The sequence below is a fragment of the Pyrococcus kukulkanii genome (assembly GCF_041647995.1).
Taxonomy (GTDB): domain Archaea; phylum Methanobacteriota_B; class Thermococci; order Thermococcales; family Thermococcaceae; genus Pyrococcus.
Genome location: NZ_JARRIB010000001.1, coordinates 392185 through 417102 on the forward strand (window position 1 = coordinate 392185; position 24918 = coordinate 417102).

Sequence of the window (24918 nt, forward strand, 5' to 3'; positions counted from 1 at the left end):
TTATACCACCTCACGGAAGGGAGATCTTCGGCTTGTCCCTGCCAACGACGAATGCATACTCCTTCAGGGTGTCGAAGAGCTCTCCCTCTTCATCTTCAATCGTGACTACGTCTGGCCAACCCATTGGGAACCTCTTTATATCAACTATCCTACCCTTCCTTGCAACGTTCTTACCCTGGGTAACGAAGACATAGGCACCCTTTTCGAATGGAAGGACTTCAACGATTTCCCTCTCCGGAACCTTCATGAGAACAGTGTATGATGTGAAGTAATTGTCCTTCTCGCTAAGTGGAATTAAGTGGTTTGTTCCGTCGTGGAAGTTCAGCTGTACCTTAGCCCCCTTGACCATCCTCTTGTTCCTAATCCTCAGTGGCTTAATGTTCGCCTCTTCCTCACTTATTGGGTGGAGAATTAGCTTTCCAATCCTGTTTGGAAGAACCCTGTAGTGCTCACCGGTCTCTGGGATTGAGATCACATCCATGATCCCAACGGGGAACTTGTAGTCCTTCCTGACCCTGCCATCAACGAGGAACTTGCCCTCGTTGAGGATCTTTCTAGCCTCACGAGCTGTCTTGGCATAGCCAAGGTAGTCTCTAACTATGTACAACAGGGGAATCGAAGTTCTCATATTGTGTGGTCCTGGCCTTGGCCTAACTGCCCACTTGTAGGCCTTCCTCTCTATATACCATGATGGAGGAGCAGCAAGCCTCTTAAGGTGCCTCTTCGGTCCTTTTCTCGCCATTATCCAGCCCTCCTCTCAATTATTTTCTTCCTCTTCTCATCGTCAAGGTTGAGCTCGATAATCATAACGTTCGAGGGGTGAATTGGGTAGAATACCTCGGTACCGTTGGTCTTCCTTAAGGTTGCACCCTCAACGTAAATCCTGTACCTCTTTAGGTCAACCTCGACAACTTTCCCCTCGTGCCCCTTGAAGTCTCCTCTCATTATCCTGACTTTGTCGCCCACCCTAACTGGAAGGTTCCTAATCTTGTACTTCTCCCTCAGCTCCCTGCTAAGGGGAGCTGACATCATCTTCTGCCTAAGGTGGAGAGGAGCGTTATACAGGAACTTTCTCTGCTTCCTGGGTTGCTTTGAATTTAACCTCATCATGCTCACCTCACACGATTATACTCGCAATGCTACCAATCCTAACCCATCTCTCAGCGGCTTCCCTAGCGACTGGACCTCTAATCTCGGTTCCCCTTGGAACTCCCTCAGGAGTTACAATTACTGCGGCGTTGTCCTCGAACTTAACCCTCATGCCATCGAGTCTCCTGTACTCCTTTCTTTGTCTGATTATTACAGCCCTAACTACCTGGTGCCTCATGTCGGGCCTTCCCTTCTTCACCGTTGCAACGACCATGTCGCCGACTCCAGCTGAAGCAAGCCTTCTCCTAGTTCCGTGGTACTCAACGACACCGATTATCTGGATAACCTTAGCACCACTGTTGTCGGCGACTGTAAGGTAAGCGCCAATTGGAAGGGCCCTAGTTGGCCTTACCGGACTGACACCCCTAGTTGCACCAGCACCCTTCTTTGCCATCTATTGTCACCTCCTCTCCTCCGCCCTCTCTAACACTGCTACGACAACGAAGTGCTTCGTCTTGCTTAAGGGCCTCGTCTCAGCAATCAATACTCTGTCCCCAACCTTTGCGTTGATGCACGGTGGGTTATGAGCGTGAATCCTGCTCCTCCTCAGCTCATATCTCTCGTACTTCTTCAGGTAGTGGTAGTACTGTCTCTCAACGGTGACTGTTTTCCTCGGCTTGTCGCTAACCACGATGCCCTCGAATACCCTACCGTGAATCTTGAGGTGCCCGTGCCAGGGGCACTTGGGATCGTCACACTTCTCAGCGGGAGGTTGAACCCTCAAGCCTATATCTCTCATCATTTTCTCCACCTCTTCTTCAATCTCATCTCAGGTCTGCCCACCAATCTTTCCCCAGGTATTTTAATTTTTGTCCCATCCTCGGTCTCAAATTCAAATATGCAAACGTCCTTGGGAACTCTCCAAACCTTCTCCCCCACTATCACGAGGGTGTTTCTCGTCTCATCGACGACGTAACCCTCAATTCCTACGAACCCAGGATGCGTAGAGCCCACTACCCTAACCTTGAGGCCTATGAGCTCATGCCAGATGATGTTCTTTCTGTTTACTCGACCTCTATGAGATCCTCGGAAAATCCAAGTTCTGCCAATAATTTCTTGATACGGTCCCTGTGATCTCCCTGAAGTTCTATCCTTCCGTTCTTTGCCGTTCCTCCGCATGCCAGCTTCGCCTTCAGCTTCTTTGCAATTTCCTCAAGGTCGAACTCCTTCTCATCTATGCCCTCTATAATAGTCTTGATCTTTCCGTACCTTGCCCTCTCAGTGTACACTCGGATTCTCTGTTGCTCCTTAAGGACTTCCTTAAAGAGCATCTCATCCAGTGGGTTTACTATCCTCGGCACCAAACACCACCTTCACTTTTTGCGCATTTCCCTAAGTTTCTCCCTCTTTATGGTAAGGAGGCGGGCAATATCCCTTCTCAAATTCCTAATAACCATCGGGTTTTCAAGAGAGGTACCCATGGTGAGCATTCCCCTCTCCTTAGCGAGCTGAAGCCTTAACTCCCTAATTTTAGCATCTATTTCCTCTATACTCATCTCCCTGATTTCACTGGGCTTCACTCTCAGTCACCTCCTCCTCTACAGGCTTCTCGAGGATCTCGATTTCGTCCGGAAGCCTAGCATTTGGAGGCATTATTGCGACCTTGACGCCAATCACACCGAGCTTGAGCAATGCCTGAGCGTAGCCTTTGCTAACCAGAGTTTCAGCTGGATTTCCAACCTTTGCGAGGTAGCCCTGGTAGAACCTAACGCTCTTAGCTCTCTCGCCGGTGAGCTTTCCGCTGAGTCTTATCTCAACTCCTCTAGCCCCATTGTTCATTATCGCTCTCATTGCAGCGTAGGCAGCCCTCCTGAAGTGGATACCTCTTTCAAGTGCCTGAGCGAGCCTTACCGCCTGAACCTTAGCGTTGAGGTAGGGATTCTTGATTTCCTCGACTTCAATCTGTGGGTTCTCGAGGCCAAACTGGGTCTCAAGTATCCTAGTGAGTTGCCTTATTCTCCTTCCACCCCTTCCAATGACGTAACCTGGATTTGCAGCGAATATTATCACCTTGGTTCCAAGGGGGGTCTTCTTTATATCAAGTCCCCCGTAACCTGCCCTTCTTAGTTCCTTCTCAAGGAATTCATCGATGAGCATTTCCTTAACGGCCTCGCGGATGAAGTACCTCTCAATTGCCATGAGCTCACCTCCTAATCTCTTCAACAACAACCTCTATGTGGGTCGTCTGCTCGTTAAACGGTGTGGCCCTTCCAAAAGCCCTCGGATACCATCCCCTGAGCACGGGCCCCTTGTGAGCTGCTATGTGGATTATCCTCAGCTTGTCAGGATCAAGACCCTTCTGCTCTGCGTTGTTCTTTGCGTTGAGGAGGATCTTCTTTATTGCCTTGGCGACCTTAACTGGATACCTTCCTGGGCCGAAGCCCTTTCCTGGCTTGTGACCCTGGCTGTCATTGTACCTCCTCAGCGGAACGGGCCTCTTTAGGGCAATCACCTCATCAAGGTACCTCAGGGCGTCGTTTAGCATCATTCCCCTGAGCTCCCTGCAGACTTCAACGGCAAGCTTTGGTGATATCCTAAGGTCTCTACCGCTTGCCCTCGCCATTCTCTCGGGGTCATAATTTTGGAAAGAGTAGCCAAAGCGCTTTGCCATTTAAACCACCTCACTTGACAGCAACGAACATTGATGACCTCGTAGCACCGATACCGGGTGCTCCGTGCTGTACCCTCTTCCTCGTTGGGGCGAACTCTCCAAGGTAATGCCCTATCATCTCTGGCTTGATCTCCACTGGAACGAACTCCTTACCGTTGTGGACGTAGATCGTCATCCCAACCATTTCTGGAAGGATTATCATGTCCCTGCAGTGCGTCCTTATGGGCTTGTTGTACTTACCCTTCTTGGCGAGCCTTATCTTCCTGAGGAGCTTCTTCTGCTCTGGAGTGAGACCTCTCTTCAGGCTTCTCCTTTGCCTTGCGGGAAGTAGCTTAGCTAACTCCTCAAGGGACATATTCAACAACTGTTCGAGGGTATAACCGCGATACCTAAACTCCTTCCTCGCCATTTACACCACCTCACTTCCTCCTACCAGTTCTCCTCGCAGCGATATGACCAACCTTCCTTCCTGGAGGAGCCCTCCTTGAAGTCGTGGTTGGCTTACCTGGGTGGTGCTCCTTACCACCGAATGGGTGGTTGACTGCGTTCATCTTAACACCTCTTGGTGTCGGCCAGAACTTATTCCTCGCCTTGTACTTGTAGTAGGCCTTGCCAGCCTTAACCAGGGGCTTCTCCAGCCTACCTCCCCCGGCAACAACACCAATTGTTGCCCTACAGTTTGGATCAAACGCCTTGAGCTCACCGCTTGGAAGTTGAACTATAACCTTGTCCTTTTCCCTTGAAACCACGAGAGCATAAGTTCCTCCAGCCCTCACGTACTTTCCGCCATCCCCAGGAACGCCCTCAATATTGTAAATGTAGGTTCCCTCAGGGATCTTTGAGAGCGGCAAAGTGTTGCCAATTGCAACCGGGGCCTCTGGGCCTATGTATACCTCCTGCCCAACGAGCAATCCCTCAGGAGCGATAATAAGCTTCTCCATTCCATTCTCGAACTTAACCCTTGCCACGGGTGCAGTCCTACCTGGGTCGTGCATTATCTCTTCAACGACTCCCCTAAGGGTCTTCTCTTGGGTGTAGTTCAGGGGGATATACTTTACGGCACCCCTAAACCTGTGGGAAGGTGACTTGAAAGTGGGACTTCCTTTACCTCTCCTTTGCTGGATTAGACTCTTACCCATAACTCACCACCTCAGAATAATCCTAACCTTGCGGCAACTTCACTCGCGCTGTATTCAGGCTTGAGCTTAACATACGCCTTCTTCTCACCCTTGGGTGTTATAAGGGTGTTCACCTTCTCAACTTTCACGTCAAATATCTCCTCAACAGCCCTCTTGATGTCCTGCTTTGTGGCCCTCCTGTCCACTATGAAGGTGAGCTTGTTCTCTTTCTCTATCAGTGAGATTGCCTTTTCCGTGACGACGGGCCTAATTATAACCTTGTACGGATCCATACCTCATCACCCATATATCTCCCTAAGCCTCTCTATAGCACTAACGGTCCAAACTGTCAACCTTCCAGGGTGAGTTCCAGGAGCTAGGTGCTCCACACCCAAGTTGTCAACGACCACAACATCTACTCCTGGGTGGTTCCTTGCCCCAAGGACTATTCCCTCGTTCTTCCCAACGACGATAAGCGGGCCCTTGGCCTTCTTGTACCTCCTGCCCCTCATCTTACCCTTACCAGCCCTTACTCCGCTCTTCTCCTTAGCCCTCTCGATGTCGTCCCAGATGCCAAGCTTCTTGAATATCTCCCTCGTCTCCCTTGTCTTCTGGATCTTCTGAAGGTCATCAACCACTATAAGCGGGAGCTGGGGAACGTTATCGATGACGTGCCCTCTCGCCTTGACTATGTCATAATTGGCAGTCGCAGCTATGGCGCTCATTATCGCTAACCTTCTCTCCTTCTTGTTTATATCCTCCCAGATTATCTTCTCTACCTTTGGTGGGTGGGTCCTCCTTCCACCCCTAGCGAATGGAACGAATGCAGCATACCTCGGTGGGGTCTTGAGCCTCTCAACCCTCGCCATTCCGTGACCCTTTCCTATGTTCTCAGTGACCCTTCTCTTACCGGCCATTGGGTCTCTTCCCTGGGGCTGTATCCTATGGGTCCATGAAGCTATGACGGCCCTCCTTATGAGGTCGGGCCTAAATGGAGTGAAGAATACCCTAGGTAGCTCAATCTCATCAACGGGTTGACCGTTAAGGTCGAAAACCTTAACCTTCATTTATCTCACCTCACTGCTTTGACTCAACACTAACATAAGTGATTTGGGGCCTCTGAACAGGAGGCTTCTTCTTTGGAGGTCTTATAGCGGGCCTAACCCTAATTATCCTCTTTACGGGCCCAGGAACACTGCCGGCAATCATCATGAAGTCGCTCCTCACGATTCCATAGTGTGGGAAGCCACCCTTTGGGGTAATCTCAATCTCGTTCCCGTTCAAGTTGAGCTTACCATTCTCACCTATGGCAATCAACCTCTTGTTGAGTTCAGTCCTGTGGTGGAATCCTGTTTGTCCAGCCATTGGAACTGTCCACATTACCCTAGCTGGGTGCCACGGACCAATTGAACCTACCTTCCTCCTACCCTTGCTGTCCTTATGGGCCCTAAGCTTAATTCCCCACCTTTTAACTGGACCTTGGGTTCCCTTACCCTTTGTGACGGCGATTACATCGAGGAGCTCTCCCTCTTTGAGAACCTCACTAACCCTAAGCTCCTTTCCGAGCCTCTCCTTTATGTAGTTGAACTTCTCCTCAACGCTAGTTCCACCAATGGCGTACTCCATAACCTCGGGCTTCTTCTTGAGCTTGATTATCCATGGCTGAGTGCTTACAAGGGCCCTAACCTCGACTATTTCTCCTTCCTTTATCATGTCCTCAAGCTGACCAAGCTTCTGCTCGAAGACTTCCTGGGTGTAGTTCTTTGGCAAGGTTGCGATCCTCCTCTCGAGGAGCTTGTAGAAGGTAACGTTCTTAGCCTTCTTGCTTGGGTAGTTGTCGAGCGGAAAGTCTGGAACTATTACCTCGGTTGCGGTTTCGAGGCCGAGGTAGCCCTGCCTGTAAGCCCTAATTCCAAAGATCCTTAAGGGTGGGGTTTCAACGATTGTTACTGGCACGAATATTTCCTTTCCATTGGTGAGTCCTGGCTCGTCATCGATCATTAATATATGCGTCATTCCAGCCTTGTATCCTGCAAAGCCAAGCATTCTAACCTCTGTCTCCTTGGGCCAACTCCTAATTCTTGGAACTATGCTCTTAGCCCTCTTTCTTGGGCTGAATCCAAGTGAACCCTTCCTTGGCCTGTGAACCTTACCCATTCTCAATCCCTCCTCATGACATTAAATATCGCGAGAGTCGCAAACAACGCTTCCTCTGTTCTTACGGTTTTTGTCTTTTGACCCGGAATTGTGTTCACGATTAGATCGAACTCGAAATCCTCATTATACTCATTCAATATCTCCATAATCCCCTTCCGGGGAGAGCCAAAGACTATACCAACCTCGCCCTCGAGGGGCACTTCGGCATCTCTCACGTCGACACCCCTACGGGATGTCGCGATGACCACGTCAAGGTCAGCATTTTTAAGTGTTTTCGCCAAAGTTTTCCTACTCAGGTGAACCCTATACCCCCAGTAGTCTGGGGGCTCGGCAGGAACTACGCGGAGAGGTTTTACTGAAACTATTTTGAACGTTCCCCTGCCTTCCTCTGCAATTCCCTTTACGAGCGCTGGTCTGTCAAGTCCTATGTCAGCGAATAGCTTTTTCCCACGCCTAAATGCAAAGCCTTCCCTAATTTCTCCTATTCTAGGACTAGTCTTTGGCTTATGGCTCGGTATCTGGAGAGGGGGCATCACACCAGCGTACTTAAGCTCAGGCATCAATGGGAACAATCTTCTCCTGAGGTACTGGGGAGTCTCAGCGTACTCTAGCAGGAGTTTGATGAACTTACCGTCCCTCCCTCCGGCCCTGTAGATCCATATGTGTTCAACACCAAATATTGCGCATGCCCTAGCTACCTGACCTACCTTGTAAGCCTTGAGTTTCGGGTCATTTGTTTCCTCCAAGAGTGAATCTGGAATGAATATGTGCCACGCCATTTCTGCCCTCCAAGGCTTTCTCTTATTCTGAAAGCTGTGGTGGTGTTTTAATACTTAATTTAAAAGACTTTCGAAGGTTTCCACCCTTGTGGAATAAAATTTTATGAAAAATTTTTGCAAAGCAATAAGGTAGAAGAGAATTAGCCTTTTGGCTTGACAAGAACCTTTATTAGGTCGAAATCTCTTATAAGTCCAACTAATTCTCCCTCTCCCCTTATCACTGGGAGCTGTTCTATATGATATTTGGCCATCTTCCTAGCTACATCATATACCGTCATATGAGGTGTAGCAATTATGACGTCCTTGGTCATTATCTCTTCAACGGGCTTGTTTGGGAGTTGCAGTTCAAACTTTTCAAAGAGTAACGTTGGGTGGCTCTCCAGCATCCACTCTTCCTCGCTTGAGGCAGCGAGTTCAGTAGACTTCATTATCCTTACTATCTCACTATCTTTCAGCAAATCCGTTTCATCGACAATCCCAATGAGCTCACCATTATCATCGACAACTGGAAGCGCCATTGCGTTTGACAATAGCAGAGCCTTCAATGCTGCCTTAAGGGGTGTCCCCTTCCAAACTATGCTCACATGCCTCTGATAATAGGGCTCGATTTCGGTCTCCCTATACTTCTCAGTCTTTGCTAAATACCTCCTTATTATGTCACCCACCGTTAGAATGCCAACGGGTCTTTTCTCCTCATCGACGACTATTACCCTTCTGTAGTCATGCTCCAACATCAACTTCGCGGCCTTCTTTAGATCGTCATTTTCTTTTACAGTGGGAACATCTCTCTTAACAAGCATTGCTAGTTGCTCCTCATCTGGATTTGTAAGTACGCGCTTTATGCTAATTATTCCGACGAGCTTGTCCTCCTTGTTAACCACTGGAAAGCTCCTGACTTTGTACTTCTTAAAAAGCTCAATTGCATAGTTCCTCGTGGCGGGTAAGGTTATCGTCACTGGATTCTTTGTCATTATTGTTTTAACTTTCATGCAACACCACCAAATAGCATAGCCCCATTCCCCTGTATTTAAATCTTATTGAAATAAGGGAAAATATATCATTCTTTGACTATTTTTATGTCTTGAGGGGTGACGAGAATCTTTGGAGGATCCTTACAAACCATGGCAATGTCCCAACCAAAAGTACTTGCACTCATCTTAATTTGTTCAGCAACTTTCTCGAGTATGTCAGGCTTCGATATCAGAGGGGATAAATCCACTATCACAATGTTTCCTGCCGTAACTTCGTCAGAAACAACTTTAAGGTCATTGTACGTTGCAATTTTTATTCTCTTTACGTAAATAACCTTAGGCTTTATTATTTCTTTGACTATAGCGTCCTCCTCCACTGGAACAAGCTCCACGTCGGATTTCTTCTCTGTAACCTTTTCCCTTATTGAAGTGAGCGACTTTGTTTTTTCCTGAACTTCCGGTTTTTTGAGCTTATCAAAGAGACCCACTTTCATCACCTCGTCATGCTCATAATAAATTACCAAGCTTCTTTCTCCAAAACTCCTTATAACATTTTCCGCAATGTCAATAAAATATAACGTCTCTCCAAATATCCCTTACCTTTTCTACCAATTCCTTCGGGGTGGCAATTATTAGCACCCACCTAGGAGTCTGCCTCCTCTTTATTGCAGAAGCAAGAGGAGTTACCTTAGCTATCGGTTCAATTGTCCCGTCTTTAAGAACAACATTTACTTCTACCTGCTTTAATCGAGGTTCGCTTAATATCAGCTCCGGAATTGAAAGTTCTAAAATTACCTCCCCATCTCTCGCTCCAATTTTATCTGCGAGCTCCAACTCCTTTTCCCGTCTCTTCTTGGAGCTTCTATAAAGGGATGTTAGAGCCCTTTTTTCCTCAGGTGTTAAATCTTCCGGGCTTATCACAACAGCAGCTTTGAATAATTTTCTTTGTCTTATTCTCCTAACTATATCACCGGGGTATCCTCCCAAATCCTCAAGTTCAACTAGGAGCCTATCATCTGTCATCTTCCAAAACTCTTCTAGGTCTCCCTCGTCCAAGGCATGCTCAACAGCCCTTATCAGCATCCCTTCAGCTATTTTGACTGTTCTGTGGAAATATACCCTAGAATACATCAATGATCGAGCAACTAACATGCCCTCAACGGCTTCAATTCCCTTCTCATCAATAACAAGTTCATCTCCAATTACTTTCATGACTGTAAGTAGCCTCTCCAGGTCAATAATACCGTGAGCTACCCCTGTGTAATGGGCATCCCTACTTAGGTAATCAAGCTGATCTACATCTATATCCCCATGAATTATCATTCTCAAGTACTTCCGCTTATAAACTCCAGCTATTAGATCACCAATCTCTTTAGGCCTAAAACCAAGCTCTTCGAGGATTTCGGGGATCTCATTCGAGCTTTCACATATTTCGATTTTACCCTCAACAATCCCCCTACTAACGTCCATATGATCATGGAATTCAAGTCTTTCTCTGTATATTCTCTCGAGTGTGTGGCTAAATGGACCATGACCAACATCATGTAATAACGCGGCCAGCTGGATCAACATAGCTTCATCCCCTGGTAACCCAAGTTCTTGAGATAGTCTCCTAGCTAGGTACCAAGTCCCTAGGGAGTGTTCAAACCTAGTATGATTCGCCCCAGGATAAACTAAATTCGCTAACCCAAGTTGCTTTATCCCTCTAAGTCTTTGAAATTCTGGAGTCTCAACAAGTCTCATTATCTCTTCAGGGATTTTCATGCTTCCATGCACAGGGTCATGAATAATCTTTCCGTCCAATTTGCCTCCCATAAAAAGGGTTAACAGTAACACTATTAACTTTTGCCTGATGACAACCATAAGAGAAATCCTAAATTTAGAAAAGGGACTTGTAATAATATCAGGAAACCCAAAGTGGTTACTTAAATTGTTCATAGATAAATTTGCAGAAAAAGGAATAGTGGCAATAGAGAGGCTACCAGTGACACCAAAATTTCCAAACAAAGTCATTATAGGAGATGTTTTTTCAGTCAATACGAAGTATGCAGTCCTTTTTAACGTAATTACAGACCAGAGGTACCGCATCATAAGGAAAGTTCTGGAAAGAGCTCAAGGATCCGTAGTCGTAGATTACGAAGAAAAATATATGTTACCTCGAATCCTCAAATCAGAAATTGGCAAAAAGTCAGCCTACATCATAACGTACAAAATGGAAACTGTTGGATTTGAAAAATTGAGAATAATTAAGTTAGAGGATGGGAAAATAGTTAGTCAAAATAGTTACATCAGAAAGAGGTTATAATCAAATCTCTTAAAATTGTAACTTTTCGAAGTGGCAATAAGCCGAATAAGGCAGATGAGATAACGCCATTGAATTAATTCATTAATCATACATAGCAAACATGGCGGATAAATTCCGAGAGGGCCTTAAATCCGAAAAGTTTATATATCTCTATTTTCAAAAAACAAAATGCAGATCCCCCACAAATAAATGAATTAGGAGGTGTGGATGATGGGAGAGTTACCAATTGCCCCAGTTGACAGGCTTATAAGAAAGGCAGGTGCCGAGAGAGTTAGCGAGGAGGCAGCAAAGATCCTCGCCGAGTACCTTGAGGAGTACGCAATTGAGGTTTCAAAGAAGGCTGTCGAGTTTGCAAGGCACGCTGGAAGAAAGACCGTTAAGGCTGAGGATATCAAGCTTGCTATCAAGAGCTGAGGCTCTTTCTCGGCTTCTTTACTTTTGACCATTACATTTTAAAGCAAACTTTCTCTTCTGCAATCTGGTGGGGATCTTGTACGTGGAAACTCAAGAAGAAGAGCCCGAAATAAAGCTTCCCCTTCCCAGGGTCGGAATTACAAACCTGAAGACAGTTGCAAAGATCAACTGGAGGGGAAGGGTCTACACATTCATCCCAACGTTTGAGGTTACAATAGACCTCACAGAGAGAAAAAAAGGTATTCACATGAGCAGGCTTATTGAGAGCATAACGGAAGCATTAAGTGAGGCTGTTGAGGAAGAGGTAAAAAAAATACACACATCCCTAGAAGATCTTGGGTTAGCAGTTATTAGGAGGATTGAAAAGAAACACCACCACCAGAGAGCAGAAGTCTGGATTAAGACTACCTTAATACTGGAAAAAGAAACCCCCACAAGCAAAAAAGTCAGTTACGAACCGTATGATGTTGAGGTTGGGATTATAAAAGAAAAAGGAAACATCCAAAAAGTTCTCAAAGTTAAAGTCATCGGAAATACTGCATGTCCTCATGCGATGGCAAACAACCAAGGAAGAACACACATACAGAGGGCAATAGGAGAGCTTGAAATTAGGACTAACTTCGAAGAGGAAATACCACTTGAAGACATGATAGAGGTGGTCGAGAGTTCGTTTAGTTCCCCAACATATACATTACTGAAGACTTCAGATGAAAATGCCGTTGTTAGAAGGATGTACGAGAATCCAAAGTTCGTTGAAGACGTGGCAAGAGAGATCCTTGCCAAAGCAAGGGAGAAGTTCAAAGGTAGAATTCATGTAAGAGTCATCAGCAACGAGAGTATCCATAAACACGATGTTATAGCTGAAGCGTGGGCATAAACTTCTCTTTTAATTTTCTTAAGCATCCAGAACAAAAGGTTGGTGCCCTCAAATCCCAATCCCTTAAATCTTCAGGAGGATTCATCACACAGTCATTCTTGCAGTGTGAAAGTCCATATAGATGACCCAGTTCATGAAGCACACCTTTAAACACTCTCTCCACGAACAAATCTCTATTATCTGTATGAAACGGCTTAATTGCCAACGCAAGAACATGATAGTTAGCAATTGAGATCTGCAAGCCAAGATACTTCTTATATAAGTCGAAATATTCTCTCCTAGAACCAATGGGGTACGTTGTAAGACCAAATATCTTCGTTATACTATCGTCATTCACATCATTCCTCATCTCAACTAGCCTGCCATAGAGAGCCTCAACCACAGCTTCAAAAGAGTACATTTTAACTATCCCATTCTCAGTTTTCACTTGCACTAAGGTTCCTGGGGGCAATCTTATATGTCCGCCATAAACCGGAACCACTGGCAACTCGATATCTCGAAGGTAGAACTTAACCTTATCATATACCTCGAAAAACAACCACTTGTACTCCTCTCCCCCCATATAAACGAAGGCAACTAAGTCAGGCATCAGGCCGACTTACTAAACAAGGATATATAAAAGTTATTTTCGAAAACTATGTCATGAACGCAAAAAAGATCCTCCCTATAATCCTTGCGATATATTTCACAATAGGGCTAATAATTGTAATTAACCAAAACCCTTGGTTTTCCTTCACGAAAAATGCATTAAGCGACATGGGATCTCTTAAAAATCCAAAGAGCTGGATATTTAATCTGTACATAATAGGGCTTGGAACTTTAGGCCTAATAACTGCCAAGGCATTGAAAAGAGATGTGCTTAAAATAGCGATGCTTACGCTTATCCTTGTAGGAGTGTTTCCGGAGGAAAAACCACTCCATGCCCCTTCAGCCGTTCTAACTTACCTGCTATCCTTCTTAGACATGACACTTTACGGAAAAATTTGGAGAGTTATCGGCCCAGGAACTTTTATCCTAATGATAGCCCTTATAAAGATGAGAATTGGACTGGCGATCCCGGAAGTTATTGGAGCTATGGCAATAATCGCCTACATGATATACCTGGGGTGGAGAGAATGAAAGTCGTTGCACTATTAAGCTCAGGGATAGATTCGCCCGTTGCAATCCACTTAATAGCGAGCAAGGGTGTTGAAGTTTATCCTCTCCACTTTAGGCAGGATGAGATAAAGGAGGATAAAGTGAGGAGGCTTGTGGAGAGGTTAAGAGAGATACATAGAGATCTAGTGAAGGAGCCCCTGATAGTGGATGCCTTCGAAGTTCAAGCCCCAGTTTTTGAGAAGCTAAGGGAGATTGGAAAAGCAAAATGGACATGCGTATTTTGCAAGTACACTATGTACATAGTGGCAACCGAGTACGCAAAGAAAATTGGGGCAGATGCCATCGTAACTGGTGACTCTCTTGGTCAAGTAGCTTCACAAACACTTGACAATCTAATGGTCATAAGCACAGCAACAGACCTTCCAGTATTAAGGCCCCTCATAGCGCTGGACAAGGAAGAGATCGTTAGGATTGCAAAGGATATAGGGACCTTTGAGATAAGCATAGAAGAAGAGCCCTCCTGCCCCTTCGTTCCGAAGTTTCCGATAGTTAGGGCAGGTCTTGGACAGTTTAAAAAGATACTTGAGGAGGTAAAAGATAAAATCCCCAGGGATGTTATATGAAGCATCTGCAACTGGCAAGCTATTTACTAGCTTTAAACGCGATCCTAATTTTAGTTTTATATCAAGGCTCAATTTTATACCAAATATTTGGGGTATTTAGTCTCTTATTGGCTGTTGGGGTAAGAAATGAAATTAAGATCGCAATAAAAGTTGCCCTCATTTATGCAGTATTTGAATTTCTCTTTGCCCTATTGTTCCTCATAGCTGGGAACTTGCTATCCGCAATAGATGCAGGGATAAGCTTACTGATAGTTCATGACATATTTGGATATATACAAGAAAAATATGGAAAGAGTTAAGCGCATTTTTCCTCCTTATACTTGGGCTCAAGCTTCTTTTCCTTTGTCTTTTAGGATTATCCTTGCATCAACTATTACTGCACCTTCTCCCTTATTGTACACGAAAACAGGGTTTAGATCCATCTCCTTTATGTAGTCCCTAAGATCATCAACTAGTTGAGAAACCTTGAGCAACATATCTACTATAGCATCTATGTCAGCTGGCTCTTCTCCTCTTGCCCCAGCTAGAATTGGGTATGCCTTTATCTCCCTTATCATTTTCCTTGCATCTTTTTCGGTTATTGGAACCAGCCTGAATGTCACGTCCTTAAGGATCTCAACGAATATTCCACCGAGACCGAACATTATTGCGTGGCCAAACTGGGGATCTTCAGTAACTCCGATGATTACCTCCCTTCCCGGTTTGAGCATTGGAGCGATGAGAACTCCAAGGATCTCAGCGTTAGGGTTGTACCTCTTGGCGTTCTCGTGAATTTCCTCCCACTTCTTCTTGAGCTCCTCCTCGTTCTTTATATTAAGCATTACAACCTTGGCATCACTCTTGTGAAGTATCTGGGGGGACATAAGCTTCATTGCCACTGGATAGCCAATCTCCTTGGCATACTTGAGGGCCTCATCAAGGGTCTTTGCAAGCTTCTCCTCGGGCACGGGCAGACCGTAAGCCTTTAAAACCTGCTTTGCTTCGTACTCAACCATGGCCGTTCTGCCCTGCTTCAACACTTCTTTAATAACCTTAACGGCCTCCTCCTTCATTCTTCATTCCCCCTAAGATATTTGGCATATCTAACCAATCCAGCCAAAGCCCTAACACCCCTCTCAGGGGTTGGATAAACGGGAACACCCTTCTCCTCAAGCATTCTAGCGTATTTGTCCGTCTTATAACCTCCCATTGCGACGGCGACTATTGGCTTCTCACTCTTCTTTGCATAATCAGCTATAATATTTATGACTTCCTCCTCATCTAACAGGGGAACTTGGAACAGGACAATTACGAGGATAGCATCAACGTTTGGATCCTTAGTGAAGGCTTCAAGGGCAAGCCTGTACCTTTCTACGTCAGTATCACCAACAACATCAGTAGGATTTCCAACGACTGCATGGGGTGGGAACCTTTCCCTCAAGAACTTTATTGTTTCTTCGCTTAGTTCAGCAAGCTTAAGGCCGAACTTAGCTACGGCATCACTCGCCATAACTCCAGCTCCACCGCCATCAGTTATTATTCCTATCCTGTCCCCCTTGGGTAGCTTGCACTTTGCAAATGCCTTAGCTAGATCGAACATGTGCTCAAAGTCTTCAGCCCTAATTATCCCAGTCTGCTTGAATACTGCATCGTAGATTACATCCTGGCCTGCAAGCGAGCCCGTGTGGGATGATGCCGCCTTAGCTCCATACTCAGTCCTTCCGCTCTTTAATGCTATTATTGGCTTTATTTTTGTAACCTTCCTGGCAACCTCCATAAACTTTCTTCCATCCTTAACACCCTCAATGTAGAATGTCATCACCTTTATCTGATCATCGTGGGCAAAGTACTCCATCAGATCGGCATCATCGACGTCGATCTTGTTTCCATAACTAACCATCTTGCCAATTCCAATGCCTGCCATTGCTGCCCAATCAAGCATAGCAGCGGCAAAGGCTCCGCTCTGGCTTATGAATGCTATCGGCCCACTCTGTGGTCTGTCCATTTTCTCCTCCGGGAGGAAGACCGTGTCAACACCCGTGTCCGGAACGTAGACACCGACACAGTTTGGCCCAATGACCCTTATTCCATGAGCCCTAGCTATCTCCAGTATCTCCCTCTCCATCTTCTTTCCTTCTTCGCCAAGCTCACCAAATCCACCAGTAATTATAATCACAGCCTTAATTCCTTTCTCTGCTATCTTCTTCATGGTTCCTGGGACGGCAGGAGCTGGAATTGCAATTACGGCAAGGTCAGTATCATCGGGCAACTCAGAAACGTCATGATAAACCTTGTAGCCCTCAATCTCATCAAGCTTTGGATTAACGGGATAAATATTGCCTTTAAAGATGCCCTTCTCCTTGTTCCTCTTGAAGTTCTCGAAAATGACATTTCCAACCTTCCCCTTCTTGTTGGTAGCTCCAATTATTGCAACGGCTCTTGGTTCAAAGAATGGTTTTAACTGCCCCTTAATGTCCCCTCCATTCATCATTATCACCCTTAAAATCGCTTTTCTCTTGGAATTTCCGCTAATATTTGATGATTTTCACTTAAAAGTTTTATGAAGGTAAAATCATCAAAGGAACGAAAGGTTTTAAATCGACCCTACCAGCCCTCAATTATGACGAAGTTCATCTTCGTAACAGGTGGAGTAGTAAGCGGTCTTGGAAAAGGAATCACGAGCGCTTCAATAGGACTTCTAATGAAGGCGAGAGGGTACAAAACGACAAACATTAAGATAGACCCGTACCTCAATTATGACGCAGGTACAATGAATCCCTATCAGCATGGAGAGGTTTTCGTCCTTGATGATGGAGGCGAAGTTGATCTGGACTTGGGGAACTATGAGAGGTTTCTTGACACTAGCTTGACATTTGACCATAATATAACAACTGGAAAAGTCTACTCCACCGTCATAGAGAAGGAGAGAAAAGGGGAATACCTTGGAGCTACGGTCCAAGTTATCCCTCACATAACAGATGAAATTAAAAGAAGGATACGAGAGATAGCTAAGGACTACGATATCGTCGTCGTTGAAATAGGAGGAACAGTTGGGGATATAGAGAGCATGCCATTTCTAGAGGCAGCGAGACAGATGCAACTCGAGGAGGGAAGAGAGAACGTTGCATTTGTTCACGTCACCTACGTCCCGAAGCTCAAGGTCGTTGGAGAGCAGAAGACGAAGCCAACCCAGCACAGCGTGAAGGAACTAAGGAGCTTAGGAATTCAACCTGACGCAATAGTCGCAAGGAGTGAAGATCCCCTTGAAGAATCAGCGAGGAAAAAAATAAGCCTATTCACGAATGTTCCTGAAGAAGCTGTGGTAAGTGCTTATGACGTTGAGGACACCTATGAAGTTCCCCTACTCCTTGAGAGAGAGGGACTAGGGAAATACCTAACCAAGAGGCTCGGCCTTGAGGATAGGGAGCCTAACTTAAAGGAATGGGAGAAGATGGTAGCCAAGTACAAGGCTCTCCAAGATACCGTTGAGATAGCTATTGTAGGTAAGTACGTAAAGCTTACGGACTCATATTTGAGCATAAAGGAAGCCCTAAAGCATGCAAGCGTGAGCAATGAAGTTAAGGTGAAGATAAAGTGGATTGAGGCTGAGGACATAGAGGAGCACGGAACAAAGCTACTGGAGGGGGTTGACGGGATAATAGTCCCAGGAGGGTTTGGAGCGAGGGGTTCAGAGGGCAAGATAATGACCATTAAGTACGCAAGGGAAAATGACATTCCCTTCCTAGGTATATGCTTTGGGTTCCAGCTTACCGTTGTTGAATTCGCAAGGAATGTCCTGGGGATGAAGGGAGCTCACTCAACCGAGATAGATCCACAGACACCCTATCCGGTGGTTGATCTAATGCCCGAACAGAGGAACCTAGACAGGCTCGGAGGAACAATGAGGTTAGGAGCTTACCCAGTGAAGATAAAGAAGGGAACCCTAGCATACAGCCTGTACAGGAAAGAACTCGTTTACGAAAGGCACAGGCACCGCTGGGAGGTTAATCCAGACTACATTGAAGCCTTTGAGAAGGCTGGATTGGTGTTCAGCGGAATAGCAGGGGATGATGAGAGGAGGATGGAGATACTGGAGTTGCCAGATAAGAGGTACTTCATAGCCACTCAGTTCCACCCGGAGTTTAAGTCGAGACCTATGAAGCCCGCTCCAGTATTCCACGGGTTGGTAAGGGCCGCAAAAGAGTACAAGCAGGAGAAATGATACTCACGAATCACGCAAAGGAGAGAATAGCTAAAAGGTTAGTGAAGAAGAGAAAGCTGGATAGGATTTATTCTGCCCTCTTTTCTTTCCTAAAAGATGCCGTGAGGGTTGAGGTTGAAGGCACGGTAATCTTTACGGACGGCAAGAAAACGCTGGTTGCCACGAAGCTTAATGGCGAGCTTCTTGATTTAAAGGAAATTGTCAAGAGGGCTAGGAACATTGAAGATACTTATGAGTGCGTGTTCTGGGACAAAAAGCTTGTAAAGATAACGAAACCCAGGAAATTTCTCTGCGAAATACCTCCAGGAAAGTACTACTTTTACATGAACAGGGAAAAGAAGTCGATGTACATAGGCACCCAGGAACCATTACTTGCCTTAACGTTCAGGCCGGCAAAAAGATGGGAGAGAGCATTATTTTACTTCACTTGAATAGGTATTACAAAAATTTCTCCAAAGGGCTCTTCCTGCACCATCTCCACTTTACCCATATTCTCAAGGAACAAGAGGTAAAGGAAAGTTCTAGCTATAATTTTAGGATCGACATCAAACACTAGATCCCAGAACCTTATCGGCTTCCCAGTTTCCCTGTATAATTCCTTAACGATCTCGTAAAGCCTGTTCACGTGCTTCTCTATGTCAACTCTAAAGTCATCAACTACGAAGATTTCTTCCTCTATCTCCACTTTCTTCTTTTTCCTGGGCTTCCTCCTCTCTGCTTCCTCAAGGGCATCCATTAAAGCCTCAATCAGATCGTCAAGGGTGTAATAGCGTTCAACCCTCCTCAGCGGAGGAACTAGGGGATCAACTTCAACTCTTATCTTCTCTTCCTCCTTTTCCTCTTCTTTCTTCTCGTCTTCTCGAAGTAAAGCCTCGCTCTTCATTCTAACTAGAATTGCTGCGGCTAAAATGGCTCTAGCAGAAATTCTGAGGTCGAGCTCCTGCATCTGCCTAAGCATCTTTATGTACTTCTCAGTTAGATCAACTATGTCAATGTTCCATGGATCTACCTTACCCATCCTCACGAGCTGTAAGAGAATGTCGACGGGAGTTACCTCGGGCTCAAACCTAGATTCCATTCAAACCACCCTGATCCAAGCATTATTTATGCGCTTGTATCTCCCCTTTAGAGCCCTAAGATTCCCAAAGAATTCCTTTGAATATTTATCATCCCCCACGTATATTACCTCCCCATGTTCAGAAAGTTCGAGGAGGACTAAATGACCTTTTGCAAACATTTTCTCAACTTCCTCTGGCGTATAAGCCTTTGGATCTATTACCGTCTCGGTCTCATTTAGGAGGTACAACAGTTTCAACCTTTCATCAAAGTCCTCGGGGAGACCTCTCGCCACTATGAATAGGTCAACGTCACTACCTAACCCATAGGTTCCCTTAGCAAATGATCCAAAAATTACAGCGAGCAGGATATCAATACCGTGTTTTTTAAGCGTTTCAATGTACTTCCTTATATCGCTCATTATTCTGTCTTCCATTTCGCAACCTCCATAACGAATTTTAGTATTGCCTCAGCAAAATTTATTGCTTCTTCGGCATCTCTCTTGTCATAGAACTCGTATGGGGCACCCTCAACATGAGCATCTGGATACCTCGCCGGAATGTAGAATCTATCAAGAACCCTAGCGATTCTAAGGATCTCTTGAGGAACTTCGATACCTTGAGATACAAGGATCGAAAGGAGTTTTGCGGTAGAGTGACCATAAGCAGGAATACCTAAGCCGATTAACAGTCCCTTAACCGCAAATTTTGCCGCCTGCTGAGCCTTGAAGCAGGCCCATGAATAGAATCCGCTCTCAGCATCAGCCCGAGCACTCCTAAGTGTATATTCCACCTGCCTGATCCACCTTTCAAATTCCTCCCTCTCAAACATTCTGCTTCCTCCTTATCTCCTCAAGTATCCTCATTGCCTTCTCGAGGCTTAGCGAAACTACCTTGCTAACGCCGTCCCTCATCGAAACTCCTATTATCTTGTCCGCATTGGCCATCATGACATCCCTAAGGGTTATCACTATGAATTGGCTCTCCTTTGAGGACTCCTTGATTAAGTCCGCGACCCTCTTCACGTTGGCATCATCCAAGTGGGCATCTATCTCGTCGAAGAGGTAGAACGGAGCAGGCTTGAACTTCTGAATTGCAAAGACAAACGCTAAGGCTGTTAAAGCCTTCTCCCCACCGCTCATTGCCTCTATCCTCTTCACGTCTTTACCAGCTGGCTTTGCCTCTATTTCGAGCCCTCCCGAGAACGGATCCTCTGGGTTCTCCAGAATTAGTCTAGCGCTTCCCCCAGGGGACAGCTTAGCGAAAAGCTCGGAGAAGTTCTTGGCTATCGCTTCAAAAGTCTTCATGAAGACGTTCTTCTTCTCCTTCTCTATCTCGTTAATGAACTCTATTATGCTCTCCTTCTCAGCCTCGAGCTTCTCCCTCTTGCTCTTCAGCTCAAGGTACCTCCTTTCCACTACCTCAAAGTCCTCTATGGCCTTCATGTTCACGGGCTCTAGTGACCTTATCTCCTCCTCCATCTCCTCTATTTCCTTCTTCAAGGCCTCGAGGTCAAGGGGGATCTCCTTTATCGACTTAATGATTTCCTTGTCGAAGTGCTTTAGCTGTGACCTCTTCTCCTCGAGCACCGACCTGAGCTGAACATCCCTGACCCTCAGGGTGTTTGCTTCTATTCTGAGTTCTTGGATCCTCTTAGAGAGCTCCTCTTTCTCCTTCCTTAATGAAGAAATTTCTCCCTCTAGGTTCTTCCTGCTCTCTTTGGCCCTCTCTATCTTAGAGTAAACTTCTTTTTCCTCTTCCCTAAGTGATTCGAGTTCCTTAGTCAGCCCCTTGAGGGCCTCTTCATTCTCCTTTATGTTGGCCTTGAGGGCGTTTATCTTGTTGACCAAACCCTCAATTTCCTCCTCTAATGAAGCCTTCCTGGGGAGTAACTCCTCGTTGAGCCTTGACTCAAAAGCCTCGAGCTTACTCTCTACCCTGCTGAGCTCTTCCCTGAGCTTCGCTATCTCCCCCTCTATCAGCCTTATCTTCTCGCTGAGTTCCCTAGCCTCGGGATTTTCAAGGGCCTTCTTCAGCTTGTCTCTCTTCTTTTCAAGCCTCTCTATCCTGCCCCTGAGCTTTGCCAGTTCTCCCCTCTTAGCATGAATTGTCTCTTCTATTTTCTTTATTTTGTCCTCTGAATCCTTAATTTCCCCTTCTATCGCTTTTTTCTCTGCCAAAAGCCTATCAAGATCTTTCCTCGTTATCTCTATTTCCTTTTCAATATCGCTGATCTTTATCCTGAGCTCAAAGCCTTGATTCTCTAAAGCCTTAAGCTCAACTTTAAGAGAATTAAGCTCAGCCTCGAGGGCTTCCTTCTTGGCCTTTAGAGATTCCACTTCCTCCTTAAGCTTCCTCGTATCTACAGCCAAACCCCTCAGCTTGTAGTGACCTCCAGTTATAGCTCCGCTCTTCTCATAGAGCTCTCCCTCCAAGGTCACCATCCTGACCTTTCCGATGTGGGCCCTTGCCTCCTCCATTGAGGACACTATGACCGTATCGCCCAGGGCGAACCTGACCGCATTGTCTATCCTGGGGTCGTATTCGATTACATCCGTAACTGGAATACCGACAGAATCATTTAGCGTCCTTGGCTTTATCTTGTTCAAGGGGAGAAAGGTTAGCCTCCCAAGCCTGTTCTCCTTCAGAAACTTAATAGCCTTCTCGGCAACGAGCTCATCTTTAACGACTACGTTGTCCGCCCTATTGCCGAGGGCAACCTCAATCGCAATCAAATACTTGTCATCCTTAACCCTTATTAACTCAGCTAGAGTTCCGTAAATCCCAGGAATGCCCGAGTTCTTTAGGGCATCTATTGCCCTATTCCCTCTAATCTCACCCTGAGCCTCGGCTTTTATGAGTTCTTTTTCGAGGGAGTCGAGCTTAGATTTTACATTTTCTAATTCTCTCCCTTTCTTCTCAATTTCATCCTCAACCTTTCTCCTGCGAGAGGAGATAGAGGCTAGCTTGCCTTCCAGCTCGCTGAGCTGAGCCTTCTTCTCCTCAAGTAAAGAATTGAGCTCCTTAACCTTATCATTAATGCCAGGTAGCCTCGCCTTTAGAACGAGAATTTGAGACTGCAACTTTTCCTTTTCGCTCTCAAGCCTTCTTATCTCAGCTTCCCCTTCGTAGAGCTCCTTTTTAGCATTCTCAAGTTCCCTAACCACTGAATCAAACTCCTCTCTCGCAACGGCGAAAGTCCTGTCTATCTCTCCCAGCCTAACTACCAAAAGGTTTCTTTCCTCTTCCTTTGCCTTTATTTCCTCTATTAGGGAATCCTTCCTCTTAGACCACCTGTTTATTGCACCCTTGGTTTTCTCTATCTCGCTGAGAATCTTTTTCAGTTCATCTTTGGCTCTTATCAGCCTCACTTGGGCTTCGTCAAGCCCCTTCTTTCCAACCTCAATGTTCCTCTTAGCAAGCTCTATCTTAGAGTTTATCTCCCCAATCTTCCTTGTTATCTTAAGGGCCTCCTCGCCACTCTCCCTTTCAAGCTCCTCCTCTATCTTCCTCAGCTCATTTTCCTTCTCGACGATAAGCCTAGCTATCTCCTCTATCCTCCTCTCTAGCGCTTTGATCTCTTCCTCTATCTTACTCCTTCTCGCTTCATTGGAAGACAACTCCTCCTCAAGCCTCTTTATCTCGCCGAGGAGCAGGGAAATCCTGGCTTTCTCTACCCTCTCCTTCAAATCAAGGTACCTCAGGGCATCGTTCCTCTCCTTCTCAAGCTTGTCAAGCTGCTTCTTTACCTCTCTTATAAGAAGGTCAACCCTCGCAAGGTTTTCTTCAGCCTGCTTTAGCTCTTGAAGGGCTTTTTCCTTCTTAGCATCGTACTCCGCTATGCCCGAAACGTCGTCAATTATCAGCCTCCTTTCAGTGGGGCTCATCTTGATGAACTTCGTTATGTCTCCCTGGAGAACTATATTGTAACCCTCGGGGGATATCATTGCAGCGCTCAAGAGATCTAAAATTTCACTTCTTGTGGCCCTCTTTCCGTTCAGCCAGTACGTGCTCCTTCCATCTGGGTAAACTCTCCTCTTAATCACGACTTCATCCTCATCTATTGGAAACCCCCTATCCTCGTTGTTGAAGTATATTGCCACTTCGGCGTACTTAGCTGGAGGCTCGCTTTTGGTTCCTGCGAATATTAAGTCACTAATTCTCGTCGCCCTCATGGCCTTGGCAGAGAGTCCGCCAAGGACAAAGAGTATTGCATCTCCAATGTTGCTCTTCCCGGAACCATTCGCTCCAACTATTGCAGTGAAACCCTTTGAGAAGGGAATAACAACCTTTTTATTCCCATAAGATTTGAACCCCTTGAGCTCGAGCTTCTCTATGTAGGGCATTATTTAACACCTATCAAACTAAGCCGAAAAATTGGTATATATAGCTTCCTCCATCCTCAAAGGGTGGTAAAATGTACAAGGGGCTGACGATAATATTCGGCTTTCTATTCTTGGGGGAGCTGATAGAAAATGCTGGGGTGCCGATACCAGGAAGCGTCCTTGGAATGCTACTACTGACCCTTGCATTAATCACGGGAGTTGTCAAGCTTGAAGATGTCGAGAGAGAGGGCGAATTCCTCGTTAGGAACATGAGCATTATGTTCATTCCTCCCGGGGTTGGGGTAATACTCTACCTAGATCTCCTTAAGGAGAATTTAGTGGCAATTGGAGTTGCCCTAGTTCTGAGCTTTCTCATTACACTATTCGTGACTGCAAAGACCGTGGAGGTGCTCAGGAGATGAACGTTTTTGGAGTATTCTTAACGCTCTTCCTGTACACGGTCTTTTCCTGGGTGTACGCAAAGAAGAGGACTCCAGCTTTAAATCCAGTCCTTCTATCGATAGTCACGATAGCAGTTATTCTCAAAGTTATGGGTATTGAGTACAATGAATACATGGAATCAGCAAAATTCCTGAGCTTCCTCCTGGGACCGGCGGTTGTGAGCTTGGCAGTTCCACTCTACAAACAGTTGGCCATAATCAAGGAATACAAGAAGGAAATTGCGATAGGAGTTATAGTGGGAGGAAGTACGGCGATACTTTCAGCGATCTACATGCTGAAGGCCTTCCATGCCCCTGAAATCCTCCAGAGAAGCTTCGCACCGAAGAGCGTTACAACTGCAATAGCTATGGGCGTGAGCGAGAAGATCGGAGGGATTCCTTCCTTAACGGCAGTTCTGGTTATACTAACCGGTGTCCTGGGGAACGCTCTAGCTCCGGAACTCCTGAATATGTTCAGGGTTAGGGACAGGGTTGCGAGGGGATTAGCGACGGGGGTTTCTTCCCACGGATTAGGAACCGCAAGGATAATAACTGAAGACGAGCTCGCTGGAGCTGTTAGTGGGCTGGGAATGGCCTTAAATGGTGTTTACACGGCATTTATCCTTCCGGCAATCATAAACTTCCTCGTTTAAGTGCGTACTCAAGAACCGGATCGCTGATCTTGTATTCAATGTTCCTCCTATAACAATTTTTTCGAGGAATTTACCCTCACTTCTCTCAAGCTTCCCCTAAATCTCAACCCATGTCCTTTTCCCTTGGCTAGCTATTCCTAGC

The 24918-nt window shown here is 45.8% G+C and carries 35 protein-coding genes; 10 read left to right on the plus strand and 25 right to left on the minus strand.

The window, feature by feature from the left end; all coding sequences use genetic code 11:
- Positions 1-10 precede the first annotated feature (10 nt).
- From P8X24_RS02410 to P8X24_RS02495, 18 genes are all read right to left on the minus strand, one after another.
- Positions 11-742 (minus strand): 30S ribosomal protein S4e, encoded by a 732-nt coding sequence (locus tag P8X24_RS02410; protein ID WP_372913893.1) that lies wholly within the window; start codon positions 740-742, stop codon positions 11-13.
- Positions 742-1107 (minus strand): 50S ribosomal protein L24, encoded by a 366-nt coding sequence (gene rplX / locus P8X24_RS02415; RefSeq protein WP_372913894.1) that lies wholly within the window; start codon positions 1105-1107, stop codon positions 742-744. Before rplX ends, P8X24_RS02410 begins: the two co-directional genes overlap by 1 nt.
- Positions 1108-1117: 10 nt before the next feature.
- Positions 1118-1543, minus strand: coding sequence for a 50S ribosomal protein L14 (locus tag P8X24_RS02420; protein WP_014734786.1), 426 nt, complete (start codon positions 1541-1543; stop codon positions 1118-1120).
- 6 nt (positions 1544-1549) lie between these two features.
- A complete protein-coding gene (locus P8X24_RS02425; RefSeq protein ID WP_014734787.1) occupies positions 1550-1891 on the minus strand; it encodes a 30S ribosomal protein S17 in 342 nt (113 codons plus the stop codon).
- A complete protein-coding gene (gene rnp1 / locus P8X24_RS02430; protein ID WP_372913895.1) occupies positions 1888-2268 on the minus strand; it encodes a ribonuclease P protein component 1 in 381 nt (126 codons plus the stop codon). The genes P8X24_RS02425 and rnp1 overlap by 4 nt, the downstream gene beginning before the upstream one ends.
- Positions 2154-2453, minus strand: coding sequence for a stress response translation initiation inhibitor YciH (yciH, locus tag P8X24_RS02435; protein ID WP_010867456.1), 300 nt, complete (start codon positions 2451-2453; stop codon positions 2154-2156). Before yciH ends, rnp1 begins: the two co-directional genes overlap by 115 nt.
- A gap of 9 nt (positions 2454-2462) precedes the next feature.
- The gene (rpmC, locus tag P8X24_RS02440) at positions 2463-2669 is read right to left on the minus strand and encodes a 50S ribosomal protein L29 (protein WP_010867457.1); all 207 of its coding nucleotides are present in this window, start codon (positions 2667-2669) and stop codon (positions 2463-2465) included.
- The gene (locus P8X24_RS02445) at positions 2656-3288 is read right to left on the minus strand and encodes a 30S ribosomal protein S3 (protein ID WP_372913896.1); all 633 of its coding nucleotides are present in this window, start codon (positions 3286-3288) and stop codon (positions 2656-2658) included. Before P8X24_RS02445 ends, rpmC begins: the two co-directional genes overlap by 14 nt.
- 4 nt (positions 3289-3292) lie before the next feature.
- Complete coding sequence (gene rplV, locus P8X24_RS02450; protein ID WP_068323235.1) at positions 3293-3760, minus strand: 50S ribosomal protein L22; 468 nt, start codon at positions 3758-3760, stop codon at positions 3293-3295.
- Positions 3761-3770: 10 nt separating this feature from the next.
- A complete protein-coding gene (rpsS, locus tag P8X24_RS02455; protein WP_068323233.1) occupies positions 3771-4169 on the minus strand; it encodes a 30S ribosomal protein S19 in 399 nt (132 codons plus the stop codon).
- A gap of 10 nt (positions 4170-4179) precedes the next feature.
- On the minus strand, positions 4180-4899 hold the full coding sequence (locus P8X24_RS02460) for a 50S ribosomal protein L2 (protein WP_372913897.1): 720 nt from the start codon (positions 4897-4899) through the stop codon (positions 4180-4182).
- Between the two features lie 11 nt (positions 4900-4910).
- Positions 4911-5171 carry a 50S ribosomal protein L23 gene (locus P8X24_RS02465; RefSeq protein WP_372913898.1) on the minus strand — a complete coding sequence of 87 codons (261 nt, stop codon included), beginning with the start codon at positions 5169-5171 and terminating at the stop codon, positions 4911-4913.
- Between the two features lie 6 nt (positions 5172-5177).
- Positions 5178-5945, minus strand: coding sequence for a 50S ribosomal protein L4 (rpl4p, locus tag P8X24_RS02470; RefSeq protein WP_372823257.1), 768 nt, complete (start codon positions 5943-5945; stop codon positions 5178-5180).
- Positions 5946-5955: 10 nt separating this feature from the next.
- Positions 5956-7035: a 50S ribosomal protein L3 gene (locus P8X24_RS02475; RefSeq protein ID WP_068323223.1), complete on the minus strand. Its 1080-nt coding sequence runs from the start codon at positions 7033-7035 to the stop codon at positions 5956-5958.
- Between the two features lie 2 nt (positions 7036-7037).
- Positions 7038-7814 carry a putative RNA uridine N3 methyltransferase gene (locus tag P8X24_RS02480; protein WP_372913899.1) on the minus strand — a complete coding sequence of 259 codons (777 nt, stop codon included), beginning with the start codon at positions 7812-7814 and terminating at the stop codon, positions 7038-7040.
- A 140-nt stretch (positions 7815-7954) separates the two neighbouring features.
- Positions 7955-8803: a CBS domain-containing protein gene (locus P8X24_RS02485; protein WP_372913900.1), complete on the minus strand. Its 849-nt coding sequence runs from the start codon at positions 8801-8803 to the stop codon at positions 7955-7957.
- Between the two features lie 68 nt (positions 8804-8871).
- Positions 8872-9279 (minus strand): cell division protein SepF, encoded by a 408-nt coding sequence (sepF, locus tag P8X24_RS02490; protein WP_372913901.1) that lies wholly within the window; start codon positions 9277-9279, stop codon positions 8872-8874.
- A gap of 70 nt (positions 9280-9349) precedes the next feature.
- Positions 9350-10600, minus strand: coding sequence for an HD domain-containing protein (locus tag P8X24_RS02495; protein WP_372913903.1), 1251 nt, complete (start codon positions 10598-10600; stop codon positions 9350-9352).
- Positions 10601-10637: 37 nt separating this feature from the next.
- On the opposite strand from P8X24_RS02495, the gene P8X24_RS02500 reads away from it, so the two are divergent.
- The 3 genes from P8X24_RS02500 to P8X24_RS02510 all read left to right on the plus strand — a co-directional run bounded on the left by P8X24_RS02500 (position 10638) and on the right by P8X24_RS02510 (position 12381).
- Positions 10638-11090: a hypothetical protein gene (locus tag P8X24_RS02500; RefSeq protein ID WP_372913904.1), complete on the plus strand. Its 453-nt coding sequence runs from the start codon at positions 10638-10640 to the stop codon at positions 11088-11090.
- 210 nt (positions 11091-11300) lie between these two features.
- On the plus strand, positions 11301-11504 hold the full coding sequence (gene hpkA / locus P8X24_RS02505; protein WP_048056246.1) for an archaeal histone HpkA: 204 nt from the start codon (positions 11301-11303) through the stop codon (positions 11502-11504).
- A 76-nt stretch (positions 11505-11580) separates the two neighbouring features.
- Positions 11581-12381: a GTP cyclohydrolase IV gene (locus P8X24_RS02510; protein ID WP_372913905.1), complete on the plus strand. Its 801-nt coding sequence runs from the start codon at positions 11581-11583 to the stop codon at positions 12379-12381.
- Here P8X24_RS02510 and P8X24_RS02515 read toward each other — a convergent pair.
- A complete protein-coding gene (locus P8X24_RS02515; RefSeq protein WP_372913906.1) occupies positions 12359-12970 on the minus strand; it encodes a peptidase in 612 nt (203 codons plus the stop codon). The two genes, P8X24_RS02510 and P8X24_RS02515, sit on opposite strands and share 23 nt — an antisense overlap.
- A 53-nt stretch (positions 12971-13023) precedes the next feature.
- Between P8X24_RS02515 and P8X24_RS02520 the strand changes: the two genes are divergently transcribed.
- From P8X24_RS02520 to P8X24_RS02530, 3 genes are all read left to right on the plus strand, one after another.
- On the plus strand, positions 13024-13500 hold the full coding sequence (locus P8X24_RS02520) for a DUF998 domain-containing protein (protein WP_372913907.1): 477 nt from the start codon (positions 13024-13026) through the stop codon (positions 13498-13500).
- Positions 13497-14102, plus strand: a complete 606-nt coding sequence (locus tag P8X24_RS02525; protein WP_372913908.1) for a 7-cyano-7-deazaguanine synthase — start codon at positions 13497-13499, stop codon at positions 14100-14102. The genes P8X24_RS02520 and P8X24_RS02525 overlap by 4 nt, the downstream gene beginning before the upstream one ends.
- A gap of 107 nt (positions 14103-14209) precedes the next feature.
- A complete protein-coding gene (locus P8X24_RS02530; protein WP_372913909.1) occupies positions 14210-14401 on the plus strand; it encodes a hypothetical protein in 192 nt (63 codons plus the stop codon).
- A gap of 27 nt (positions 14402-14428) precedes the next feature.
- Here P8X24_RS02530 and P8X24_RS02535 read toward each other — a convergent pair whose 3' ends face one another.
- Complete coding sequence (locus P8X24_RS02535; RefSeq protein WP_372913910.1) at positions 14429-15154, minus strand: acetate--CoA ligase family protein; 726 nt, start codon at positions 15152-15154, stop codon at positions 14429-14431.
- Positions 15151-16569 carry an acetate--CoA ligase family protein gene (locus P8X24_RS02540; RefSeq protein ID WP_372913911.1) on the minus strand — a complete coding sequence of 473 codons (1419 nt, stop codon included), beginning with the start codon at positions 16567-16569 and terminating at the stop codon, positions 15151-15153. The genes P8X24_RS02535 and P8X24_RS02540 overlap by 4 nt, the downstream gene beginning before the upstream one ends.
- Before the next feature lie 132 nt (positions 16570-16701).
- On the opposite strand from P8X24_RS02540, the gene pyrG reads away from it, so the two are divergent.
- Together pyrG and P8X24_RS02550 are read left to right on the plus strand one after the other, a co-directional pair.
- Positions 16702-18303 (plus strand): glutamine hydrolyzing CTP synthase, encoded by a 1602-nt coding sequence (gene pyrG, locus P8X24_RS02545; RefSeq protein WP_372913912.1) that lies wholly within the window; start codon positions 16702-16704, stop codon positions 18301-18303.
- Complete coding sequence (locus P8X24_RS02550) at positions 18300-18734, plus strand: hypothetical protein (protein ID WP_372913913.1); 435 nt, start codon at positions 18300-18302, stop codon at positions 18732-18734. The genes pyrG and P8X24_RS02550 overlap by 4 nt, the downstream gene beginning before the upstream one ends.
- On the opposite strand, the gene P8X24_RS02555 is transcribed toward P8X24_RS02550, so the two are convergent.
- From P8X24_RS02555 to smc, 4 genes are read right to left on the minus strand one after another with little or no spacing between them, the layout of a single operon-like run.
- Positions 18722-19381, minus strand: a complete 660-nt coding sequence (locus P8X24_RS02555; protein ID WP_372913914.1) for a segregation/condensation protein A — start codon at positions 19379-19381, stop codon at positions 18722-18724. The genes P8X24_RS02550 and P8X24_RS02555 overlap by 13 nt on opposite strands.
- Positions 19382-19795, minus strand: a complete 414-nt coding sequence (locus tag P8X24_RS02560; protein WP_372913915.1) for a nucleotidyltransferase domain-containing protein — start codon at positions 19793-19795, stop codon at positions 19382-19384.
- Positions 19780-20190, minus strand: a complete 411-nt coding sequence (locus tag P8X24_RS02565; protein WP_372913916.1) for a HEPN domain-containing protein — start codon at positions 20188-20190, stop codon at positions 19780-19782. The genes P8X24_RS02560 and P8X24_RS02565 overlap by 16 nt, the downstream gene beginning before the upstream one ends.
- Entirely contained in the window at positions 20183-23704 is a 3522-nt protein-coding gene (smc, locus tag P8X24_RS02570; protein ID WP_372913917.1) for a chromosome segregation protein SMC, read from the minus strand. Before smc ends, P8X24_RS02565 begins: the two co-directional genes overlap by 8 nt.
- A 71-nt stretch (positions 23705-23775) precedes the next feature.
- Here smc and P8X24_RS02575 point away from each other — a divergent pair, with 71 nt between their 5' ends.
- Together P8X24_RS02575 and P8X24_RS02580 are read left to right on the plus strand one after the other, a co-directional pair.
- Positions 23776-24105, plus strand: a complete 330-nt coding sequence (locus tag P8X24_RS02575; RefSeq protein ID WP_372913918.1) for a CidA/LrgA family protein — start codon at positions 23776-23778, stop codon at positions 24103-24105.
- Positions 24102-24776: a CidB/LrgB family autolysis modulator gene (locus P8X24_RS02580; RefSeq protein ID WP_372913919.1), complete on the plus strand. Its 675-nt coding sequence runs from the start codon at positions 24102-24104 to the stop codon at positions 24774-24776. The genes P8X24_RS02575 and P8X24_RS02580 overlap by 4 nt, the downstream gene beginning before the upstream one ends.
- The last annotated feature ends 142 nt before the right edge of the window (positions 24777-24918 follow it).

Excerpts from the sequence above, each read along its gene's own strand:
- P8X24_RS02445 (WP_372913896.1), bottom strand. The coding sequence starts at position 3,288 with ATGGCAATTGAGAGGTACTTCATCCGCGAGGCCGTTAAGGAAATGCTC.
- P8X24_RS02535 (WP_372913910.1), bottom strand. The coding sequence starts at position 15,154 with ATGAAGGAGGAGGCCGTTAAGGTTATTAAAGAAGTGTTGAAGCAGGGC.
- pyrG (WP_372913912.1), top strand. The coding sequence starts at position 16,702 with ATGACGAAGTTCATCTTCGTAACAGGTGGAGTAGTAAGCGGTCTTGGA.
- P8X24_RS02540 (WP_372913911.1), bottom strand. The coding sequence starts at position 16,569 with ATGAATGGAGGGGACATTAAGGGGCAGTTAAAACCATTCTTTGAACCA.
- rpl4p (WP_372823257.1), bottom strand. The coding sequence starts at position 5,945 with ATGAAGGTTAAGGTTTTCGACCTTAACGGTCAACCCGTTGATGAGATT.
- P8X24_RS02425 (WP_014734787.1), bottom strand. The coding sequence starts at position 1,891 with ATGATGAGAGATATAGGCTTGAGGGTTCAACCTCCCGCTGAGAAGTGT.
- smc (WP_372913917.1), bottom strand. The coding sequence starts at position 23,704 with ATGCCCTACATAGAGAAGCTCGAGCTCAAGGGGTTCAAATCTTATGGG.
- P8X24_RS02560 (WP_372913915.1), bottom strand. The coding sequence starts at position 19,795 with ATGGAAGACAGAATAATGAGCGATATAAGGAAGTACATTGAAACGCTT.
- P8X24_RS02495 (WP_372913903.1), bottom strand. The coding sequence starts at position 10,600 with ATGGGAGGCAAATTGGACGGAAAGATTATTCATGACCCTGTGCATGGA.
- rnp1 (WP_372913895.1), bottom strand. The coding sequence starts at position 2,268 with ATGCGGAGGAACGGCAAAGAACGGAAGGATAGAACTTCAGGGAGATCA.
- P8X24_RS02520 (WP_372913907.1), top strand. The coding sequence starts at position 13,024 with ATGAACGCAAAAAAGATCCTCCCTATAATCCTTGCGATATATTTCACA.
- rplV (WP_068323235.1), bottom strand. The coding sequence starts at position 3,760 with ATGGCAAAGCGCTTTGGCTACTCTTTCCAAAATTATGACCCCGAGAGA.
- hpkA (WP_048056246.1), top strand. The coding sequence starts at position 11,301 with ATGGGAGAGTTACCAATTGCCCCAGTTGACAGGCTTATAAGAAAGGCA.
- P8X24_RS02420 (WP_014734786.1), bottom strand. The coding sequence starts at position 1,543 with ATGGCAAAGAAGGGTGCTGGTGCAACTAGGGGTGTCAGTCCGGTAAGG.
- P8X24_RS02480 (WP_372913899.1), bottom strand. The coding sequence starts at position 7,814 with ATGGCGTGGCACATATTCATTCCAGATTCACTCTTGGAGGAAACAAAT.
- P8X24_RS02485 (WP_372913900.1), bottom strand. The coding sequence starts at position 8,803 with ATGAAAGTTAAAACAATAATGACAAAGAATCCAGTGACGATAACCTTA.
- P8X24_RS02555 (WP_372913914.1), bottom strand. The coding sequence starts at position 19,381 with ATGGAATCTAGGTTTGAGCCCGAGGTAACTCCCGTCGACATTCTCTTA.
- P8X24_RS02475 (WP_068323223.1), bottom strand. The coding sequence starts at position 7,035 with ATGGGTAAGGTTCACAGGCCAAGGAAGGGTTCACTTGGATTCAGCCCA.
- P8X24_RS02465 (WP_372913898.1), bottom strand. The coding sequence starts at position 5,171 with ATGGATCCGTACAAGGTTATAATTAGGCCCGTCGTCACGGAAAAGGCA.
- P8X24_RS02410 (WP_372913893.1), bottom strand. The coding sequence starts at position 742 with ATGGCGAGAAAAGGACCGAAGAGGCACCTTAAGAGGCTTGCTGCTCCT.
- P8X24_RS02580 (WP_372913919.1), top strand. The coding sequence starts at position 24,102 with ATGAACGTTTTTGGAGTATTCTTAACGCTCTTCCTGTACACGGTCTTT.
- rpsS (WP_068323233.1), bottom strand. The coding sequence starts at position 4,169 with ATGGCGAGGAAGGAGTTTAGGTATCGCGGTTATACCCTCGAACAGTTG.
- P8X24_RS02515 (WP_372913906.1), bottom strand. The coding sequence starts at position 12,970 with ATGCCTGACTTAGTTGCCTTCGTTTATATGGGGGGAGAGGAGTACAAG.
- P8X24_RS02565 (WP_372913916.1), bottom strand. The coding sequence starts at position 20,190 with ATGTTTGAGAGGGAGGAATTTGAAAGGTGGATCAGGCAGGTGGAATAT.
- P8X24_RS02525 (WP_372913908.1), top strand. The coding sequence starts at position 13,497 with ATGAAAGTCGTTGCACTATTAAGCTCAGGGATAGATTCGCCCGTTGCA.
- P8X24_RS02575 (WP_372913918.1), top strand. The coding sequence starts at position 23,776 with ATGTACAAGGGGCTGACGATAATATTCGGCTTTCTATTCTTGGGGGAG.
- P8X24_RS02500 (WP_372913904.1), top strand. The coding sequence starts at position 10,638 with ATGACAACCATAAGAGAAATCCTAAATTTAGAAAAGGGACTTGTAATA.
- P8X24_RS02550 (WP_372913913.1), top strand. The coding sequence starts at position 18,300 with ATGATACTCACGAATCACGCAAAGGAGAGAATAGCTAAAAGGTTAGTG.
- sepF (WP_372913901.1), bottom strand. The coding sequence starts at position 9,279 with ATGAAAGTGGGTCTCTTTGATAAGCTCAAAAAACCGGAAGTTCAGGAA.
- P8X24_RS02460 (WP_372913897.1), bottom strand. The coding sequence starts at position 4,899 with ATGGGTAAGAGTCTAATCCAGCAAAGGAGAGGTAAAGGAAGTCCCACT.
- rplX (WP_372913894.1), bottom strand. The coding sequence starts at position 1,107 with ATGAGGTTAAATTCAAAGCAACCCAGGAAGCAGAGAAAGTTCCTGTAT.